This window comes from Actinomadura sp. 3N407, assembly GCF_052245875.1.
In the GTDB taxonomy this organism is placed as follows: Bacteria; Actinomycetota; Actinomycetes; order Streptosporangiales; family Streptosporangiaceae; genus Spirillospora.
In genome coordinates, this window is record NZ_JBQQBP010000005.1 from 243653 (window position 1) to 262734 (window position 19082).

Annotated in this window: 15 protein-coding genes; 7 read left to right on the forward strand and 8 right to left on the reverse strand. The window is 71.7% G+C overall.

Annotated features, from left to right (window positions below; genetic code table 11):
* Positions 1 to 16: 16 nt before the first annotated feature.
* Both ACTWPP_RS14640 and ACTWPP_RS14645 read left to right on the forward strand, forming a co-directional pair.
* On the forward strand, positions 17 to 1303 hold the full coding sequence (locus ACTWPP_RS14640; RefSeq protein WP_443104781.1) for a tannase/feruloyl esterase family alpha/beta hydrolase: 1287 nt from the start codon (positions 17 to 19) through the stop codon (positions 1301 to 1303).
* A 115-nt stretch (positions 1304 to 1418) separates the two neighbouring features.
* Positions 1419 to 1802, forward strand: a complete 384-nt coding sequence (locus ACTWPP_RS14645) for a thioesterase family protein (RefSeq protein WP_443104782.1) — start codon at positions 1419 to 1421, stop codon at positions 1800 to 1802.
* A 347-nt stretch (positions 1803 to 2149) separates the two neighbouring features.
* On the opposite strand, the gene ACTWPP_RS14650 is transcribed toward ACTWPP_RS14645, so the two are convergent.
* From ACTWPP_RS14650 to ACTWPP_RS14660, 3 genes are read right to left on the reverse strand one after another with little or no spacing between them, the layout of a single operon-like run.
* Positions 2150 to 2980: an ABC transporter permease gene (locus ACTWPP_RS14650; protein WP_443104783.1), complete on the reverse strand. Its 831-nt coding sequence runs from the start codon at positions 2978 to 2980 to the stop codon at positions 2150 to 2152.
* Entirely contained in the window at positions 2977 to 5448 is a 2472-nt protein-coding gene (locus ACTWPP_RS14655) for an alpha/beta fold hydrolase (RefSeq protein WP_443104784.1), read from the reverse strand. The genes ACTWPP_RS14650 and ACTWPP_RS14655 overlap by 4 nt, the downstream gene beginning before the upstream one ends.
* Before the next feature lie 55 nt (positions 5449 to 5503).
* On the reverse strand, positions 5504 to 6160 hold the full coding sequence (locus ACTWPP_RS14660; protein ID WP_443104785.1) for a TetR/AcrR family transcriptional regulator: 657 nt from the start codon (positions 6158 to 6160) through the stop codon (positions 5504 to 5506).
* A gap of 141 nt (positions 6161 to 6301) precedes the next feature.
* On the opposite strand from ACTWPP_RS14660, the gene ACTWPP_RS14665 reads away from it, so the two are divergent.
* Positions 6302 to 7981 carry an MDR family MFS transporter gene (locus ACTWPP_RS14665; protein ID WP_443104786.1) on the forward strand — a complete coding sequence of 560 codons (1680 nt, stop codon included), beginning with the start codon at positions 6302 to 6304 and terminating at the stop codon, positions 7979 to 7981.
* Positions 7982 to 7985: 4 nt separating this feature from the next.
* On the opposite strand, the gene ACTWPP_RS14670 is transcribed toward ACTWPP_RS14665, so the two are convergent.
* The 5 genes from ACTWPP_RS14670 to ACTWPP_RS14690 all read right to left on the reverse strand — a co-directional run bounded on the left by ACTWPP_RS14670 (position 7986) and on the right by ACTWPP_RS14690 (position 15645).
* Complete coding sequence (locus ACTWPP_RS14670) at positions 7986 to 8960, reverse strand: SecDF P1 head subdomain-containing protein (RefSeq protein WP_443105110.1); 975 nt, start codon at positions 8958 to 8960, stop codon at positions 7986 to 7988.
* 198 nt (positions 8961 to 9158) lie between these two features.
* On the reverse strand, positions 9159 to 10226 hold the full coding sequence (locus ACTWPP_RS14675) for a 2-oxoacid:ferredoxin oxidoreductase subunit beta (RefSeq protein WP_443105111.1): 1068 nt from the start codon (positions 10224 to 10226) through the stop codon (positions 9159 to 9161).
* 40 nt (positions 10227 to 10266) lie between these two features.
* Complete coding sequence (locus tag ACTWPP_RS14680) at positions 10267 to 12108, reverse strand: 2-oxoacid:acceptor oxidoreductase subunit alpha (protein ID WP_443104787.1); 1842 nt, start codon at positions 12106 to 12108, stop codon at positions 10267 to 10269.
* A 521-nt stretch (positions 12109 to 12629) separates the two neighbouring features.
* Positions 12630 to 13862, reverse strand: coding sequence for a hypothetical protein (locus tag ACTWPP_RS14685; protein WP_443104788.1), 1233 nt, complete (start codon positions 13860 to 13862; stop codon positions 12630 to 12632).
* 718 nt (positions 13863 to 14580) lie between these two features.
* Positions 14581 to 15645 carry a hypothetical protein gene (locus ACTWPP_RS14690; RefSeq protein WP_443104789.1) on the reverse strand — a complete coding sequence of 355 codons (1065 nt, stop codon included), beginning with the start codon at positions 15643 to 15645 and terminating at the stop codon, positions 14581 to 14583.
* A 399-nt stretch (positions 15646 to 16044) separates the two neighbouring features.
* On the opposite strand from ACTWPP_RS14690, the gene ACTWPP_RS14695 reads away from it, so the two are divergent.
* From ACTWPP_RS14695 to ACTWPP_RS14710, 4 genes are all read left to right on the forward strand, one after another.
* Complete coding sequence (locus ACTWPP_RS14695; protein WP_443104790.1) at positions 16045 to 16416, forward strand: NADH-quinone oxidoreductase subunit A; 372 nt, start codon at positions 16045 to 16047, stop codon at positions 16414 to 16416.
* Between the two features lie 81 nt (positions 16417 to 16497).
* Complete coding sequence (locus tag ACTWPP_RS14700) at positions 16498 to 17562, forward strand: NADH-quinone oxidoreductase subunit B (RefSeq protein ID WP_443104791.1); 1065 nt, start codon at positions 16498 to 16500, stop codon at positions 17560 to 17562.
* Positions 17559 to 18128 (forward strand): NADH-quinone oxidoreductase subunit C, encoded by a 570-nt coding sequence (locus ACTWPP_RS14705; RefSeq protein WP_443104792.1) that lies wholly within the window; start codon positions 17559 to 17561, stop codon positions 18126 to 18128. The genes ACTWPP_RS14700 and ACTWPP_RS14705 overlap by 4 nt, the downstream gene beginning before the upstream one ends.
* Positions 18121 to 19074, forward strand: a complete 954-nt coding sequence (locus ACTWPP_RS14710; RefSeq protein WP_443104793.1) for a complex I subunit 1/NuoH family protein — start codon at positions 18121 to 18123, stop codon at positions 19072 to 19074. The genes ACTWPP_RS14705 and ACTWPP_RS14710 overlap by 8 nt, the downstream gene beginning before the upstream one ends.
* Positions 19075 to 19082: the final 8 nt, after the last annotated feature.

The window sequence follows — 19082 nt, forward strand, 5'->3', positions numbered from 1 at the left end:
ACGGAAGGTGTTCGACATGTTGCGTGCCACGATGCTCGTCCCGGTGCTGCTGACCGCCCTGGCGGTGCCGGCCGCCGCGGCGGATTCGGGATGCGGTGAAAAGGGCCTCCGGGTTCCGGGCGCCGCGCGTTCCACGGCGGTCTGCCTGCCCGACCTCACGACGGCGGGGACGGCCCCGGGCGGGCACACCGATCCGGCCGACTGGGAGGGCCTGGAGGGCCCCGGTACGGTCAACCCCTCGGGCGTCCCGGGCATCCAGATCGACGGCTATTTCCCGGACTCGTCCAAGACCAACTCGACGCACGGGTGGAACCACGATTCGCAGTTCGTCATCCGGCTGCCCCGCCGCTGGAACGGCGGGCTCGTCGTCAGCGGGCCGCCCGGCGTCCGGGAGCAGTACGCGAACGACCGCATCATCGGCGACCATGTTCTGGCCAAGGGGTACGCGTTCGCGGCGACCGACAAGGGCAACACCGGACCCACCATCTACGAGGACGGGCGCCGGCCGGGTGACGGCATCCAGGAGTGGCATCTGCGGATGGCCCAGATGACGTGGGCGGCCAAGCGCGTCGCGGCGCAGAGGTACGGCCGTGCGCCCCGCCACACGTACGTCGCGGGCCTGTCGGTCGGGGGCTATCTCGTCCGGGGCCAGCTCGAACGATTCCCCTGGCTCTACACGGGCGGCGTCGACTGGAACGCGGTGCTCTTCACGTCCAAGGGTCCGAGCCTGCTGACGACGCTGCCGCCGGCGCTGCGCGCCTATCCGCGGTATGCGGCGGGCAAGCCCGGAGCGCATGAGGAGATGCTCGCCGCCGGATATCCGGCGGGTTCGGAGCCGCTGTGGGGCTATCACCACAAGAATCTGTGGGACTTTCTCCAGCGCATCCTGCGTGAGGAACTCGATCCGTCGTATGACGGCGCGCGAGAGGCGGGGACGCCGTTCTGCGCGGAGGGCACGGGCGCGGGTTGCGACACCGATTACGACTACGGTTCCCGTCCGCGCAAGGTGCACGCGGCCGTGCGGCGAGTGTCGCTGACGGGGCGCATTCACCGTCCGCTCATCAGCATTCACGGCACGATGGACGTGCTGACGCCGATCAGCGAGAACGGCGACGTGTACGCCGAGATGGTCCGCAAGGCCGGACGGGAAAGGCTCCACAGCTATCACCGCGTGCCCGGCGGCACCCACACCGATGGGCTGAGCGCCGCGTTTCCCGCGCTCGTGCGGCCGATGCGGTCCGACTTCCTGACCGCGTTCGACCGGCTGGAGGACTGGACGCAGCGCGGCGTCCGGCCGGAGTGATCGTCCTGGAATGACGCCGGGCCTCCGCCGTGGCGGGCGGAGGCCCGCCGGTCGCCCCGGCCGTCCGGAGACCGGCCTCGTCCCCTGGCCTCGTCTCTTGAAGGAGGATGGACGCATGGAGCTGAGGGAAGGGCTGCGGGCGGAGGCGTCCGTCGTCGTCGGGGACGAGGACACGGCCGTCCGGCTCGGGAGCGGTGACGTTCCGGTCTTGGGGACGCCACGGCTGCTGGCGCTGGCGGAGTCCGCGACCGTCAGGGCGATCGGGCCGTATCTGGACGGGGCGAAGACGTCGGTCGGGACGCGGGTCGAGCTGGAGCATCGGGCGGCCAGTCCCGTCGGCGTGCGCGTGACGGTCGAGGCCGAGCTCACGGAGGTCGACGGCGCGCGGCTCGTGTTCGCGTTCCGTGCCACCGACGAGCGGGGCGCGGTGGTGGGTGACGGCCGCGTCGAGCGGGTCGTCGTGGACCGGGAGAGGTTTCTCGCGCGGCTGGGTCGATGAGGCGCCGTCAGTACGGCAGGGCCGTCAGTACGGAAGGAGGCGGCCGGACGGGGTCCGCAGGTCGAGCGGGCTCGGTTGACGCGGGGGTTTGGGACGCTTGATGAGCTGCTGCCGTGCCATGGTGATCATCTCCCCCCATCGGGCGGGGCTTAACCCGTCGATCGAGCCGATGTCGCGCTGTGCCTCCTACGTCGCATCCGCAGCGTGCGAGGTTCGATGAGCTTATGCGACGAACACTGCCGTTTCGACCGATTTAAAGAAAGCGGCTGTCGCGATATGTGTCCGAATGGACACTTTCCGCAGCATCCGAATGTGGTCGAAATTACGAGCCGAAGGGATCGAGGGGCCTACGAGACGATGTCGCGGGTGCGGAAGCGGCGGAACGCGACGGCGAACAGCACGGCGGCGTAGGCGATGGAGATGGCCGCGCCCTTGGCCATCCCCGTCCACTGGATGTCGGGCTGGAGGGCGTCCATCCAGGAGTACATCCAGTGCGTCGGGAGGAACTCGCGCCATGTGCCGAGCGCGGTGACGGCGTCCAGGATGTTGCTCACGATGACGAGGCCGACGGCGCCGCCGACCGCGCCGAGCGGCGAGTCGGTGGTGACGGACAGCAGGAAGGCCAGGGCCGCGACGACGAGCTGGGAGACGAGGGCGTACCCGACGATGATCGCCATCCGGCCGAGCGCGGTGCTCACCGGGACGGTTCCGCCGGTCGGGAGTTCGACGTCGCCCCAGCCGAACCCGGCCGTGCCCGCGATCAGTGACATCAGCGGAAGGCTGACGACGGCGAGGACCGCGTAGGAGAGCGCGACGATGAGTTTCTGCCGCAGGAGGCGGGCGCGCGGCACCGGCGCGGCCAGCAGGTACCGCAGCGACGACCAGCCCGCCTCGCTCGCGACGGTGTCGCCGCAGAACAGCGCCACGGCGACGACCAGCAGGAAACCCGTCGAGACGAACAGGGCGAAGAGGGCGAAGTTGAGGGCGCTGGACGTGGCGACGTCGACCAGATTGGGAGCGCCGTCCGGGCCGGGGTCGCCGCCGAGCTTGAACGCGGCGACCAGCACCCACGGGAGCACGAGCAGGATCCCGAACGCGACGAGGGTGCGGCGCCGCCGGAACTGGCGGACGGCCTCCACCCGCAGCGGAAGCGTCCGCCGGACGTTGTAGGCGGTCATGAACGCTCCCCGATGATCTCCAGGAAGGCGTCCTCCAGGCGGCGGCCGGAGGACCCGACGATGTCGGCGACGGGGCCGGCGGCGACGCGGCGCCCGCCGGCCATGACGACCGCGTGCGTGCAGGTCTGCTCGACCTCGGCGAGCAGGTGGCTGGAGACGATGACCGTCCGCCCGGCGGCGGCGTACCGGACGAGCACCTCCCGCATTTCGCGGATCTGCGGCGGGTCGAGGCCGTTGGTCGGTTCGTCGAGGACGAGGAGGTCGGGGAGTCCGAGCATGGCCTGGGCGATCGCGAGGCGCTGCCGCATCCCCTGCGAGTACGTGCGGACGGCCCGGTCGAGGGCGGACCCAAGGTCGGCTATCTGCAGCGCCTCGTCCAGGTGGGCTTCGTCCAGGGGACGGCCTGTGACGCGCCAGTAGAGGTCGAGGTTGTCGCGGCCGGAGAGGTGGGGCAGGAACCCAGGCCCTTCAACGAAGGAGCCGAGCCGGGCTAGGACGGCCGCACCGGGATGGACGTGATGACCGAAGATGCGGATCTCGCCCGCATCGGGATGGATCAGGCCCATGAGCATGCGCAGCGTCGTTGTCTTCCCGGCGCCGTTCGGCCCGAGCAGCCCCAGCACCTGCCCCTTCTCCACCCGGAACGACAGGTCGGCGACGGCGAGGTGGCCGTTCTTGTACGCCTTCGTCAGGCCCGTTATCTCCAGCGGGACGTCGCTGTCCTTCTCGGGACCGTGGCGCCTGCGTCCAGGGACGACGATGAGCAGAGCGAGAGCGAGGCCGGCCGCCGGCAGGCCCCAGACCCACGCCGGTACGGGCGTCGAAGCGGTCGTCAGCGAGGGGACGGACGGAACGGTCAGCGGCGACACCGCCCGCACCTTGTACGACGCCGGCGCCGCAGGGGTGGCGAAGCCCATGTCGGTGGTCGCGATGACGAGGCGGATCCGGTGGCCGCGGTCGAAGCGGTGGTCCATCGCGGGGAGCGCGACGGTGACCTCGCCGTCGCCGGACACCCGGAACGGCGCGGCCAGCCGCCGCGCGAGCGTCGCCGTCCCGCCGGGCACGACGTCGTAGAGCTTCGCGAACAGCGGCCCGTCCCCGTCCACCTTGAGCCGGACGGTGGCGGCGCCCGTCAGCTGGACGGGACGGTCCAGCGGACGGGTGTCGAACGTCGCGGACTGACCGGGCATCTCGGCCGGCAGCCCGCCGCCCAGGGAGCCGAGGGACCCCAGCGAACCCAGCCCGCCGAGCCCGGGTACCGCGGAGATCGACGCGGGGGCCCCGCCGGCCGGGTGGTAGATCGTCTGCTCGTCCCCGCCCAGCGGGAGGTCCACGGGACTGCCGGATAGACCCGGATACATACGGGTCGTCGCCTCCTCGACGACGACCTCCTGGGTGGACGAGTCGATCCCGCCCGCCCGCGTCACCGTGAAACCGTCCGGCGACGGCGCGGCGGAGCGCTTGAGCCGCGCGTCGAAGAAGTCGAGGACCAGTCCCTCGATCCGCTCGGTCTCGGCGTCGCCGCCGTCGTGGCCGCCCTGGAACCAGACCACCGACACCGGCGCGCCGTTCGCGGCGATGGCGCGGGCGTTGGCGTCGGCGTGGCCGAGCGGGAACAGCGAGTCGGCCTGTCCCTGGACGAGCAGCGTCGGCACCTTGATCCGGTCGGCGACCGAGGCCGGGCTCGACCGCCGCAGCGTCTCGATCGCCGAGCCGGTGGGGCGGCCCTTCTCCGCGACCTCCTGGTACATCTCGCACAGGGACGGCAGGAAACGCCCGCACGCCGTGCTGCCCGCGTTGCCGGTGAAGAACAGGCCGGCCCACAGCTTCTTGAAGACGCCGTCCGAGGGCCCGGCGCCGGTCGCGTTCGGGAACAGCGCGTCCGGGAGGCTGTGCCAGGTGATCATCGGTGCGATGGCGTCGACCCGCCCGTCGTACGCGGCGGTCAGCAGCGCGATCGCGCCGCCGTACGACTGGCCCGCCATGCCGACGCGCGGGTCGCCGGGCCCGTCGAGCCGGACCTCGGGGCGCCGTGCCAGCCAGTCGATGAGCTGCCGGGTGTCCTTGACCTCGTAGTCGGGGGAGTTGAGCGCGATCTCCCCGGTGGAGCGGCCGAATCCGCGCGCCGACCACGCCAGCACCGCGTAACCGGCGCGGGCGAGTTCGCGGGCCTCGTCCGCGACGTCCCCCTTGCTGCCGCCGAAGCCGTGCCCCAGCATGACCGCCGGGGCCTGGGCGCGGCCGACCGGCTTGTAGAACGTGGTGTCGAGGGTGACGCGCTGGTCGTCGCCGGGGCCGTCGACCACGGTGACGCGCTGGTCGAGGGTCTGGACGCGGGCCTCGCCCTCCGCCGCGACGCCCCAGGCCGCGCCCCCGCCCGCGAGCATGATCGCCGCAACCGCCGCGGTCCAGCGCGTGGCCCGCCCCGTTCTGCCCCACCGCGCCCGGAGCGCGCCCCCCAGCCTCATGTTCTGCACCCTATGTGCGCCGCGCCCCGCCCGGCCGGACGTGCGGCCCGGCGGGTCAGGGGGCGGGGAGCGGGGCGAGGGCGGCGGTGAACATGGCCGTCAGCCGGTCGGTGAGTTCGGCCGGGTCGGCGGCGCGCAGGTCGTTGAGGCCGAGCAGGCGCCGGACGGGCCCGCCGCCCATGATGATCGTGGACGCGAGCAGGGCGCGGGCGCGGGCGTCGGGGCCGTCGAGCTGGGCGACGATCGGCTCGACTATCACGTCCTCCAGGTAGTGGAGGAGGATCTCCTTGACCTCGGGCTGGCCGGCCGAGCGGTCCAGCATCCGCGACATCGCGGTGACCGAGCCCAGGCCGAGCTGTCGGACGAAGTGCTCGGCGAGGCGGCGGGGCAGGCCGCCGGGGTCGCCCGCGATGACCCCGCGGATCACCGACTCGCCGGCGAGGACCTCCCCGAACAGCGCCGCCTTGGAGCCGAAGTACCGGTTGACCAGGGCCGTGTTCGCCTCGGCCCGTGCGGCGATCATGCGGACGGTGACGCCGTCGTAGCCGTGCTCGCCGAACAGGTCGCGGGCGGCGTTCAGGATGCGGCGCCGGGTCGCCTCCCGGTCGCGTTTCGGCCGCCGCGCCGCGCTCTCGCCGCCCTCGCCGCTCCCGGCGCCCCCGCCGGCCCCGGTGGACGGCGCGGTCCGTCCGGCCTCCTCCTCGACCCGCATCACCACTCCCTCCCCCCTTGGCTCATCGGTCGCCGTCAGTGACAGAATCTACCGAGTTGCAAGTAAACAAGCGTCTACATAACATACATGCACAGCACAGGTAATCAACTCGGTGGTCCGTCGGACCGGCATGGGGGCACGGTGGCTCAAGCGAGCGTGGCGTCGCACGGCGCGGCGGCCGAGCCGGCGAGACCGCACTACACGCACCGTCAGATCCTGAAGATCCTCTCCGGTCTGATGATGGCGATGCTGACCTCGATGATCTCCACCTCGGTCATCGCCACGGCGCTGCCGACGATCGTCGGCGACCTCGGCGGCCAGAACAAGCTCTCCTGGGTGGCCGGCGCCGCGCTGCTGACCATGACGGCCTCGACCCCCCTGTGGGGCAAGCTGTCGGACATCGCCGGGCGCAAGCTGATGTTCCAGACCGCCCTGCTGCTCTTCGTCATCGCCTCGGTGTGCGCCGGCCTGTCGCAGAACATCGGCCAGCTCATCGCCGCCCGCGCCGCCCAGGGGCTCGGCGTGGGCGGACTGTCCTCGCTGGCCCAGGTCATCCTCGGGGACGTCGTCGAGCCGCGGCAGCGCGGACGCTACGCCGGCTTCATGGGCGCCGTCTTCGGCGTCTCCACCGTCGCCGGGCCGCTGCTCGGCGGGTTCATCGTGGACGCCGACGCCCTCGGCTGGCGCTGGTGCTTCTACGTGTGCGTCCCGCTCGCGGTGGTCGCCTTCCTGGTCATCCAGCGGGTGCTGAAACTGCCCAAGGTGCGCCGCGACACCCGCGTCGACGTGTTCGGCGCGTTCACCATCACCGGCAGCGCCGCCACGCTGATGCTGCTGCTGTCCCTGGGCGGGACGGAGTTCGCGTGGAACTCCGCGTGGACCTACATCCTGGCCGGGACCACCGTCGTCCTGGTCGCGCTGGCGATCGTCGCCGAACGCCGCGCCCGCGACCCGATCCTGCCGCCCCGGCTGTTCCGCAACCGCATGTTCGTTCTCACCTCGTTCGTCTCCGTCTGCATCGGCATGGCGATGTTCGGCGTGATGATCTACATGCCGCAGTATCTGCAGATCGTCAAGGGGATGAGCCCCACGGCGTCCGGCCTGATGACGCTGCCGCTGGTCCTCGGCATGCTCGTCACCTCCACCGGCTCCGGGCAGGTCGTCACCCGGACGGGCCGCTACAAGATCTTTCCGGTGGTCGGGCTGGCCTGCGTCGCCGCCGGGCTGTTCCTGCTGTCGCGGCTGCACACCGGCTCCTCGTCCGTGCTCATCGGCGTGGACCTCGCCGTCCTCGGCATCGGGATGGGCCTGACGCTGCAGATCCTGATCCTGGCCGCGCAGAACGCCGCCGCGCCCGCCGACCTGGCCTCCACGACGTCCGGTGTCTCGTTCTTCCGCAACCTCGGCGGCGCGATGGGCGTGGCCGCGTTCGGCGCGATCCTCACCAACCGGGTGGCGAGCGAGATCACCTCCGGACTTCGCGCGGCCGGCGTCCGCGGGGCCCCCGGCGGCGGTGAACTCGGGTCGCCGGACGAGATCCAGCGGCTGGCCCAGCCGGTCAAGGGGATCGTGCAGGACGCGTTCTCCAACGCGCTCGAGACCGTCTTCCTGGTCGGCATCCCGGTGGCGCTGGTCGGCTTCGTCGCGGTGCTCGCGCTGAAGGAACCGCCGCTGCGCGGGTCGGCGAAGCGCGGCAAGGCGGCCCGCGCCGACACCGGTGGTTCCGAAGACCCCGGCGGCTCCGGCGGCTCCGGCGGCTCCGGCGGCACTGACGGGCCCGGAGACACCCCGGTGAGGGACGTCGCCGTCGGGCCGCTGTGAGCGGTCAGCGGCCCTTCAGTTCCCGGACGAGCCGGTTCGCCGAGGCACGGTCGGGCGGGCCGGTCACGACGACCTTCCCGTCCATGATGGCCATGTCGACGCGGGGAAGCGTCACCAGGCGGTTCTTCACGACGAAGGCCAGGTCCCGGCCGACCGTCGCCCGCGTCAGGTCCGCGAACGCTTCCCGGTCGGACGGCCGCAGCGTGACCGCCACGTCATAGCCGCCGGGCTTCACCCGCGACTCCTGGACGCGCAGGTCGGCGACCTTGTGGATCGCGATCCCCTGGGCCAGCCGGTAGCAGGTCGGGCCCGACCCGGACTGTCCCGTGATCCCCTGCGTCCCCGTCGGGCACTGCCCCGGCGTCGTCTGCGTGACGGGATAGATGTGCAGCGGCGACGCCAGCGTCACCGGCTGCGTCCGCATGGACGACGCGATCATCGCGCCGGTCACCGCCACCGCGGCGATCAGCAGCCCCAGCGTGAGGACCATGACCAGCAGCGCCGAACGGTGCTGGTCGGCGGCCCTGCCCGCGGGGTTCGGCTCCCGGTAAGGCAGGCCCTGCCGCACCGCGGCCCGGCTCCGCTTCACCTCCGCCGCCATGCGCTGCCGCTCGGCCGCCCGCGCACGCCGGCGCCGCGCGGTCTCCGGGTCCTCGACCGCCGGCAGCACCGCCGTGGTCGCCTCCGGCCCGCGCGACGTCCCGTTCCGGAGGCTCTTCTGGCCGAGCGTCGCCGCCGGATCGGCGTCCCGCTCCCACTCCCCGGCGGCGGGAGGCGGCGGCTCGGAGGAGGGCGGTTCGAGGGTGGGCGCCGGGGGCCGTTCCAGCCCGGAATCCGGGGCGGACGGGGCCTCCGGGGACGCCGGGCTCTCCTGGGGCTCCGGGGTCTCGGAGGCGCCGGACGGGTCCCGGGGCGAGGCGGTGCGCGCGGGGCCATCGTCCTGCCGACGACCCTTGCTGCGGCGCGGAACGACCCGCATCGTCACCTCCCGGGCTCCATGATCTGTTCAGCAGTCTTTCAGCATGAGACGCGGTCCCGCACCGTGTCCCGGCCGAATTCGGCCAAGGGATCTCCCCGGTTGCTCACCATGTGATGAACCGTGCCCCGTTCGCCGGGTTTCAATGCGCGAAAAGGCCCGGCCCCGGACGAACCGGGACCGGGCCTGCGGGGACGCGCGTCAGTCGATGCGCCACGTGTCGCCGCTGCCGAGCAGCGCCGCCAGATCCCCCTCGCCCTGGGATTCGACGGCCTCGTCGAGCTGGGCCCGCATCAGCTCGTCGTAGGACGGGCGGTCGACATCGCGGAAGATGCCGATCGGGGTGTGCTCGAACGCCGGCTGGTCCAGCCGCGACAGCGCGAACGCCTGCGACGGGTCCGGGTTGCGGGCGTCGTGGACGGCGATCTCCGAGGCGTCGACGTCGGCGACGTTCACGACCTCGAACGAGCCGGTCGCGGAGCGGCGCAGCGCCTTGGAGCGGTCCGCGCCGAACACGATCGGCTCCCCGTGCTCCAGCCGGACGGTGACGTCGTCGCGGACCGACGCGTCCTTCAGCGGCTCGAACGCGTTGTCGTTGAAGATGTTGCAGTTCTGGTAGATCTCCACGAGCGCGGTGCCGCGGTGCTGCGCCGCCGCCCGCAGCACCGACTGCAGGTGCTTGCGGTCGGAGTCGATCGTCCGGGCGACGAACGTCCCCTCCGCGCCGATCGCCAGCGACAGCGGGTTGAACGGCGCGTCCAGCGACCCCATCGGCGTCGACTTGGTGATCTTGCCGAGTTCGGACGTCGGCGAGTACTGGCCCTTGGTCAGCCCGTAGATCCGGTTATTGAACAGAAGGATCTTCAGGTTGACGTTGCGGCGCAGCGCGTGGATCAGGTGGTTGCCGCCGATGGACAGCGCGTCGCCGTCCCCGGTCACCACCCAGACCGACAGGTCCGGGCGGGACGTCGCGAGGCCCGTCGCGATCGCGGGCGCGCGACCGTGGATCGAGTGGAACCCGTAGGTGTTCATGTAGTACGGGAACCGCGACGAGCAGCCGATGCCGGAGACGAACGTGATGTTCTCCCGGCGCAGCCCGAGCTCCGGCAGGAAGGACTGGACGGCCGCGAGCACCGCGTAGTCACCGCACCCGGGGCACCAGCGCACCTCCTGGTCGGTCTTGAAGTCCTTCATCGTCTGCTTCTCGTCCGACTTCGGGACGAGGGAGAGCAGCGACCGGCCGTTCCCGTTGGAACCGCCGCCGTTCACGGCGCCGTTGCCGTTGGCGCCGTTTCCGTCGGCTCCGTTGTCACTCACTGTCGATCACATCCTGGATGACGCCCTGGAGTTCCGCGGCCTTGAAGGGCAGGCCGCGGACCTGGTTGTAGCCGATCACGTCGATGAGCAGCCGGCCGCGCAGCAGCAGCGCGAGCTGGCCGAGGTTGATCTCCGGGACGATGACCTTCTCGTAGGAGCGCAGGACCTCCGGCAGGTTCGCCGGGAACGGGTTGAGGTGCCGCAGGTGCGCCTGCGCGACATGCTGCCCCTCGGCGCGGACGCGGCGGACGGCGGCGGAGATCGCGCCGTAGGTGCCGCCCCAGCCCATCACGAGCACGCGGGCATTGCCGGACGGGTCGTCCACGGCCAGCGGCTCGATGTCGTTCGCGATCCCGTCGACCTTGGCCTGCCGGAGCCGGGTCATGCGGTCGTGGTTGGCCGGGTCGTAGGAGATGTTGCCGGAGCCGTCGGCCTTCTCCAGGCCGCCGATCCGGTGCTCCAGACCCGCCGTGCCCGGGATCGCCCACGGGCGCGCGAGGGTGCCCGGGTCACGTTCGAACGGCTGGAAGCCGTCCTGCGACGGGGCCGCGAAGTTCGGCTCGATCGCCGGCAGCGCCGACACGTCCGGCAGCCGCCACGGCTCGGAGCCGTTGGCGAGGTAGCCGTCCGACAGCAGGATCACCGGCGTGCGGTACTTCACCGCGATCCGGGCCGCCTCGATCGCCGCGTCGAAGCAGTCCGAGGGGGACTGCGGCGCGATGACCGGGACGGGCGCCTCGCCGTTGCGGCCGTACATGGCCTGCAGCAGGTCGGCCTGCTCGGTCTTGGTCGGCATGCCGGTGGACGGACCGGCCCGCTGCACACCGATGACCAGCAGCGGAAGCTCGGTCGCGACGCCGAGGCCGATCGTCTCGCTCTTCAGCGCGATGCCCGGACCGGACGTCGTGGTGACCCCGAGGGACCCGCCGAACGAGGCGCCGAGCGCCGCGCCGACCGCGGCGATCTCGTCCTCGGCCTGGAACGTGCGGACGCCGAACTTCTTGTGCTTGGACAGCTCGTGCAGGATGTCCGACGCCGGGGTGATCGGGTACGAGCCGAGGAAGATCGGCAGCCCGCTCTGCACGCCCGCGGCGACGAGCCCGTAGGCCAGCGCCATGTTCCCGGTGATATTGCGGTAGAGGCCGGGTTCGTGCTCGGCCGGCTTGATCTCGTACTGCGTCGTGAAGGCCTCGGTCGTCTCGCCATAGCTCCAGCCCGCCTGGAAAGCCGCGATGTTCGCCTTCATGATCTCGGGCTTGGAGGCGAACTTGCGTTCCAGGAAGCCGACCGTCCCCTCGGTGGGACGGTGGTACAGCCAGGACAGAAGCCCCAGCGCGAACATGTTCTTCGCGCGTTCGGCGTCCTTCTTGGAGATGTCGAAGTCGGCGAGCGCCGTCACCGTCATCGAGGTGAGCTGCAGCGCGTGCACCCGGTACTCGGCGAGTGAGTCGTCCTCGACGGGACTCGTCTCGTAGCCGACCTTGGCGAGGTTGCGCTTGGTGAACTCGTCGGTGTTGACGATGAGGTCCGCCCCGCGGGGGAGATCCCCGAGGTTGGCCTTGAGGGCGGCGGGATTCATCGCGACCAGGACGTTGGGCGCGTCGCCCGGGGTGAGGATGTCGTGGTCGGCGAAGTGCAACTGGAAACTGGACACGCCGGGGAGGGTCCCGGCGGGGGCGCGGATTTCGGCCGGGAAGTTCGGCAACGTCGACAAGTCGTTGCCGAACGCCGCCGTCTCCTGGGTGAAGCGGTCGCCGGTCAGCTGCATGCCGTCGCCGGAGTCCCCGGCGAAACGGATGATGACGCGGTCGAGCTGCTGGACCTGTTTGGTCACAGAGGAAGACCTCCTCGACGCGCAGCACACGTCCTGGGGGAGGCGCCCAGAATCGTGATGCTACTTAGGCTTACCTTCATGGTATGTCCGGGGTGGGATGGTGTTCTCGGGGATTGGTCGAGGCGGACCGGGACGAGGGCAGGGATCACCCGGCGTCGTCCGGTCTTCGGTGGCCGCAGGTCATGGGAGGCATGGACCGCGGCCGCCTCTCCGCCCGTCATGTGACGTCCCGCTTCCAGGGAGGTCGCTAACCCCGTAACACAAGACGTATCACCTCGGTGCGGAGTTCACGCGGCTCTCCCGAATTCGGGCAGGTCCTATCCGGGGGTACGACCTGGACGGGCCCCCGAGTTCATCCCGAACACAGGCTGCTGCGCTGGCGGCACAGGTCGACGTGCAGCCGCCTGACCAGCCGCGCCGGATACGTCGAGGAGCCGCGGCTCCCCACGGGCGTGGAGTTCACAGCCCGAAGTGTAGACTTCCCGAATTCCGTTCGAGGTCACCGCCCCTGGTCGTGCGTGTCAGGGCCGCTCCGGCGACTGCGATTCGGCGACCTCCGGCGGCTCCGACCGGTGCACCGACGGCTCTCCCGACTCGGGCGGCCCCGGCGGGGACGGCATCGCCTTCACCACCGCCGCACGCTCCCGGTCGACCCGGGCGAGCAGCTTGCCGACGTCGCCGGCGTCCACCGCCTCCCCGACCACGTGCGCCGTCGCCTCGTACGGGTAGGAGCCGGGGTTGTCGAGGGCGTCGCGCATCCAGGTGCGCCACCGCCTGCTCGTGACGGTGCAGCGCAGCACCAGCGCGCGGTCGGCCGGCACCGCCTCCGACACCCCGCACGAGCCGAGCGCCTCGCCCCTGGACGTGATCGAGGCCCGCAGCGCCGCCCGCGCACCGTCCGGCACCCCGTCCGCCGGGGAGGTCAGCGTCGCGGGCACGCTCACGGTGCAGCCGCTGGTGTTCTTGTCGCAGTTGCTGAACGTCAGCGTCCCGGGCCGGAAACGCAGCCCCGGGTCGGTGGCGCCGCCGAGCTTGGCGACCCGGGGACGCAGCTCCTTGAACAGCGCCACCGGCGCCGCCACGGGCGCGACGGCGAACCGCGGCGCGTTCTGCCCGGCGGCGCGCACCGACAGCAGCCGGTGCGGTGCCGCCGCGGCCATCAGATACTCCGCCTCCGGCGTCGCGACCTTGTACGCGGGGACGCCGTTCACCTTCTCCGTGGGCGGTTTCGCCGGGGCCTTGGCGAGCATCCGGGCGATGGACTCGGGACCGAGCACGTCCGGCACGTCGAAGCCGGGCATGGACACGGGCGCCTTCGACCAGCGGCCCGCGTAGTACTCCGGGTGCGTGACCTCCCCGGCGTAGTCGCGCCAGAACGCCGGCCCGGCCTTGATGTAGGTGTCACCGCCGACCGCGATGACTTCCGCCTTCGACACGCCCGCCGTCAGCGTGCCGGTCGCCAGACCCGACGGGGTGACCCGGAGATGCGCCTGGACGGGCATGCCGCCGACCGTCAGCGTCCCGTCGAACCGCAGCCCCGTCCCGGACGTGAGCTGCCGTCCCGCCTCGATCGTCCACGCCGGCGGCGCGTCGGCCACGGTCGGCTTCGGCCGCTTCTCGGGCGCCTCGGCGTCACCCGTGAAGGCCAAGGCCGCCACGGTGCCCACGGCCACCACGACCGCCGCGGCCCCGCCCGCGACCAGCACCAGCCGCCACTTGCCCGTCCCCTGCCGCCCACCCCTCCCCGGCAGCACGGCACCCCCCGGATGACCCACACGACCACCGCCAGGCACGAACCCACCCGGAGCCCCAGAACCACCTTGCGGAACCGACCCGCCCGGAGGCACGGAGCCACCCCCAGCCGCGGGACCCCCTGGAGTTGCGGGAACGCCCGGAGTTGCGGGAGCGCCCTGAGCCGTAGGCCCACCTGGGGGCACGGGGCCGCCCGGATGCCCGGCGCCGCCCGGAGCCGCGGGGCTGACCGGTGCCGGGGGGCCGCCCGGATGTTCGGGGGCGCCTGGTGGCATGGGGGCGCCTGGGTGTACGGGGCGGTTCGGGGGGACGGGCCCCGCGGGAGAGGGGGGTGGTGGAACGGTCCCGCCAGCGACCCGGACGTCCGGGCGGACCGGCCTGGCGGGGGTGGGGGCTGCGGCTGGAGGAGCGGCCGGTGGGGGTGGGGCGTTCGGGACGGGACCCGCCGCGGGATCTTCCGGGGGCGGGGGTTGGGAGGAGGCCGTCGGTGACGGCCCGTCCTGCTCAGCGCTCACTCGGGACTCACTCTGCTCACTTCGGGGGCCGGGTTCGGCCCGACCGTCAGGGACAAAGCAAGGGATCTGTGATGTCCTCCAGGGATGCCGACGGGGCTGCGGGCCGAATGGGGGGAGGCCGCCGGGCCCCTGAGGGGCGTCCCCACAGAGCATAAAGGCGCCCGGCGGCGGCCGGATCAGCGCGCGGTGCGCCTCACCTGCGGCCTCATTCGCTTTCGAGCCCGTTCTGCAGCGCCTGGACCTCTTCTTCCGTGGCGCCGATCACCTTGTAGTCGGCGTGCTTGTAGAACGTGCCGCCGGTGTCGTCGGCCCAGCGCGTCCACGCGCTGCTGGTGACCCGGCAGCTCGCCCACTGCGGGGTCGTGCCGGTGATCGTGATGGTGGCCGTGCAGTTGCCGAGGTCCTTGCCGCTCAGCGAGCCGGCGGTGAGCCGGAACCGCACGTCGATCGTGACGGGCTTCTCCACGTCGTACGGCGGGCGGATCTTGGCCTCGACCGTGCAGCCGGAGTCGCTGTTGCAGCCGCCCTTCTTCCACTCGCTGACCCGCGGCTGGGCCGAGGCGTTGAAGGAGTCCTTCAGCTCGCCCATGCTCGTGCGCATGTCCGAGATGATGGACGAGGCGTCGCTGGAGCTCTTCGGCGTGACGTCCACGCGGACGCGCGGGGTGGTCGACTCGTAGCGCAGCAGCTCCGCGTCGTCGTCATCGGAGATGTAGATGGTGGAGGAGAAGGTGCTGAACTTCAGTGCCTTCTTGCCCTGCCGCGTGGTCTCGATCGGCTTGACGCTCGAGTTGCGCGCCGAGCGCAACTTGCTCGCCAGCGCCGCCGGGGTCAGGTACCGCTTGAAGTCGATGTTGAGCTCGTCGTGGTCCATCCGGCCCCACTGCTCGCCGCTCTGGAGGAAGAACGGGTCGTCGCCCGAGATCTCCCGCTCCCAGTAGGTCTTGTCGGCTTTCACGAACAGCTTGCCGTCGGCCGAGAGCAGCGTGACCTTGGAGCCGTTCCAGGTGACGGGCCCGGCCGCGCGGCCGCCCTTGGTGATGTTCAGCTCACCTTGCAGGGACCCGGCGCCGCCGAAGGTGCCGTCCAGTTCGACCGCGCCGGCCGAAGTCAGGTTGGCGGCCGCGGCCGTCAGCTTCTCGTCGGGCGACTTGCCGCCACCGGCGGTCACCGCGTAGACCACGACACCGATGATCAACAGCACGACGAGGCCGCCGCCGAGGATCGCCGCGATCACCGCGCCGCCGCCACCGCGCCTCGGCGGGGGCATGCCGGGCCCCATCGGGCTGCCGGGAGGCGGCGGGAAGAAGGGGGGAGGCGTTCCGGGTCCGCCGAAACCGCCGGGTGGGGGCGGTCCGGGGGGGGACGGCATGCCCGGGCCGGGTCCGCCGGGGCCGCCAGGCGATCCGGGCCCACCGATCCCCGGCCCGCCCGGACCGGCGGGCGGCGGCGGAGGCGGCCAGGATGCGCCGCCCGGGGACTCCCAGCCCGGAGGAGGCGGGGGGTTGCTCATCTGGTCACGTCCTTCCAGGTCAAATTGACCTCAATGCCAAGCCTAGTGTGCAGTAAAACCATGACATTGTGAGCCTCCGGTGTGGAGGTACAAGGTCACAGTTCCCCCTGACCCTGTGCGGGGGATACTTGATGAGACGCACGCGAGGAGGATCTGGTGCATAACTATTTCGACACATATGTCGTCGTGGTCGTACTGCTCCTCGTGGGCGCCGGGATCGTCGGCGGTGGGCTCGCCGCGAACCGGATGCTTCGTCCGAGCCGCCCCACCGCGGAGAAGCTGACCACCTACGAGTGCGGCGTCGACCCCGTCGGGGAGGGCTGGGCGCACTCGCACGTGCGCTACTACGTCTTCGCCTACCTGTACGTCGTGTTCGCCGTGGACGCGGTATTCCTGTTCCCCTGGGCAACGATCTTCTCTGATCCCGGTTACGGGGCGACGACGCTCGGCGAGATGTTCGTCTTCCTCGGGTTCCTCGCGACCGGGCTCGCGTACGCGGGCAAGAAGGGCGTCCTGTCCTGGGTTTGACCCTCCTGAGTCCGAGGGTGAGCGGGCCGATCGTGCGTCCGGACCCCTGGCCAGATCCCGCGGGGCTGTAACAATGCTCCCGTGGGCACTATCGATCTACCGCCGCCGAGCATCGGGCCGCTGTCGCGGCTGGCTCCCAAGCCGATCAAGTTCGTGCTCAACTGGGGCCGCCGCTACTCGCTGTGGGTCTTCAACTTCGGCCTGGCGTGCTGCGCCATCGAGTTCATCGCGACGTCGATGGGCCGGCACGACTTCATGCGGCTCGGCGTCATCCCGTTCGCGCCCGGTCCCCGGCAGGCCGACCTCATGGTCGTCTCCGGCACGGTCAGCGACAAGATGGCGCCCGCGGTGCGCCGTCTGTACGAGCAGATGCCGGAGCCGAAGTACGTCATCTCGTTCGGTGCCTGCTCCAACTGCGGCGGGCCGTACTGGGACTCCTACTGCGTGACCAAGGGCGTCGACCAGATCATCCCGGTGGACGTCTACGTCCCCGGCTGCCCGCCCCGTCCCGAGGCGCTGCTGCACGGCATCGTCCACCTGCAGGAGAAGATCGCCGCCGAGTCGCTCGGCGACCGCTACAGCGGCGCGGAGCCGCTGACGCCGCCGCCCCCGCCGCGCCCGCTGGCGGCGACGGTACTGCGCCGCCCCCTCCAGCCGCCGCCCCCTCTGGACGAGGACGAGATCCTTGAGGGCTGGGCCGACCCGCCGGATGCGGACGGCCGGGCCGAGAAGGACGCGGCGGCCGAGACGGTTCACGGAGCGGGGCCGGAGGACGAGACCATGCCCGTCCAGCACCTCGGGGAAATGCCGGAGACCGCGGCCGCGCCGCCCGCCGAGCCCGAGCCCGTGTTCCGGCCGGAGGAGGACGAGACGCGTCCCGTCCCGGTGGTCGGGGAGCCGCCCGCCGTTCATCCGGCCGACGACGTGACACTTCCCGTGCCCGCCGTCGCGGATGAGGACGCCACGCGCCCTGTGCCCGCCGTCGCGGACGAGGACGCCACGCGCCCCGTCCCCGCGGTCGAGGACGAGCCCGCTCCCGAGGAATCCGGGCGGCCCCGCGGACGCCCGCGGGGCCCGCACGACCCGTCGATCATCCCCGGCCTGACCGACGACGGGAACGACGACGAGATCGGACGCGACCGGTGAGCGCCGAACCGGCCGGCGCCAAGGAGCTGACGGACGCCTGGACGGCCCGTTACGGCGACGAGATCAGCACCGAGGAGACGTTCGGCGGCCTCGCCGTCGGGGTGCCGCCCGAATACTGGGTGGACGCGCTGACGTTCGCGCGCGACGACCTGTCCTGCGGGTACTTCGACTGGCTGACCGGCGTGGACGAGCTGGACGAGGGCTTCGCCGTCGTCGTCCACGTGTACTCCCTGGAACGCCGCCACCATCTGCTGATCCGCACCCGCGTCCCGAAGCGGGCGCCCGTCCTGGCGACGGCCACGGGCGTGTACCGGGGGGCCGAGTGGCACGAGCGGGAGACGTCGGAGATGTTCGGCGTCCTCTTCGAGGGCCACCCGAACCTGGTGCCGCTGCTGCTGCCGGACGGGTTCGAGGGGCATCCGCTCCGCAAGGACTTCGTGCTCGCCGCCCGCGTCGCCAAGCCCTGGCCGGGCGCCAAGGAACCGGGCGAGTCGGGCCACGGCGCGCCGAGCCGCCGCCGCGTCCGTCCACCCGGGGTGCCGGACGACTGGGGGCCCAATGCTTGAGATCGTCGTCAAGCTGGCGCTGGTCGCCGCCGCGTTCGCGCTGCTCCCGCTGCTGGTGGGCCAGGCCGAGCACAAGGTGATGGCGCACATGCAGGGCCGCCTCGGACCCATGTACGCGGGCGCCTTCCACGGCTGGGCGCAGCTCGTCGCCGACGGGGTGAAGTTCGCGCAGAAGGAGGACGTCGTCCCGCGCGACGCCGACCGGCTGGTGTTCAAGCTCGCCCCCGGTGTGGCGCTCGTCCCGTACCTGCTGGTTTTGCTCGTCATCCCGGTCGGGCCGGACGGGCAGGTCGCGCTCGACCTCGGGCCCGGGATCTTCTTCGCGCTCGCGGTGATGGGCGTCGGCGTGATCGGCGCGATCATGGCGGGCTGGGCGAGCGCGAACAAGTACTCGCTGCTCGGCGGGATGCGGGTCGCCGCGCAGCTGATGTCGTACGAGCTGCCGATGGTGTTCGCGGCGTCGTCGGTGGCGATGGCGGCGGGAACGCTGTCGCTGACGGGCATCGTGGAGGAGTGGCGCTGGTGGTGGCTGCCGTGGCAGGCGGTCGGCGGCGTGGTGTTCTTCGTCGCGGGCCTCGCCGAGCTGCGCCGGCCGCCGTTCGACATGCCGGTCGCCGACTCCGAGATCATCTTCGGCCCGTACACCGAGTACGGCGGGCTGCGGTTCGCGCTGTTCCTCCTGGCTGAGTACGCCGGGATCGTGGTGCTGTGCGCGCTGACGACCGTGCTGTTCCTCGGCGGCTGGAAGGGCCCGTTCCTCGACACGGAGCTGGGCTGGCTCTGGACGCTGCTCAAGGCGGGCGCGCTGGCGTTCTGCGTCATCTGGCTGCGGGTCAGCTACCCGCGCATGCGCGAAGACCAGTTGCAGAAGCTCGCCTGGGTCTGGCTGGTTCCGCTGTCGCTGGCGCAGCTCGCGCTGACGGGCGTCCTCAGCGTCGCGCTCTGAGACCTCGT

Coding starts and splice junctions, on each gene's coding strand:
- ACTWPP_RS14690 (WP_443104789.1), bottom strand. CDS start 15,645: ATGCCCCCGCCGAGGCGCGGTGGCGGCGGCGCGGTGATCGCGGCGATC.
- ACTWPP_RS14660 (WP_443104785.1), bottom strand. CDS start 6,160: ATGCGGGTCGAGGAGGAGGCCGGACGGACCGCGCCGTCCACCGGGGCC.
- ACTWPP_RS14640 (WP_443104781.1), top strand. CDS start 17: ATGTTGCGTGCCACGATGCTCGTCCCGGTGCTGCTGACCGCCCTGGCG.
- ACTWPP_RS14650 (WP_443104783.1), bottom strand. CDS start 2,980: ATGACCGCCTACAACGTCCGGCGGACGCTTCCGCTGCGGGTGGAGGCC.
- ACTWPP_RS14655 (WP_443104784.1), bottom strand. CDS start 5,448: ATGAGGCTGGGGGGCGCGCTCCGGGCGCGGTGGGGCAGAACGGGGCGG.
- ACTWPP_RS14645 (WP_443104782.1), top strand. CDS start 1,419: ATGGAGCTGAGGGAAGGGCTGCGGGCGGAGGCGTCCGTCGTCGTCGGG.
- ACTWPP_RS14710 (WP_443104793.1), top strand. CDS start 18,121: ATGCTTGAGATCGTCGTCAAGCTGGCGCTGGTCGCCGCCGCGTTCGCG.
- ACTWPP_RS14670 (WP_443105110.1), bottom strand. CDS start 8,960: ATGCGGGTCGTTCCGCGCCGCAGCAAGGGTCGTCGGCAGGACGATGGC.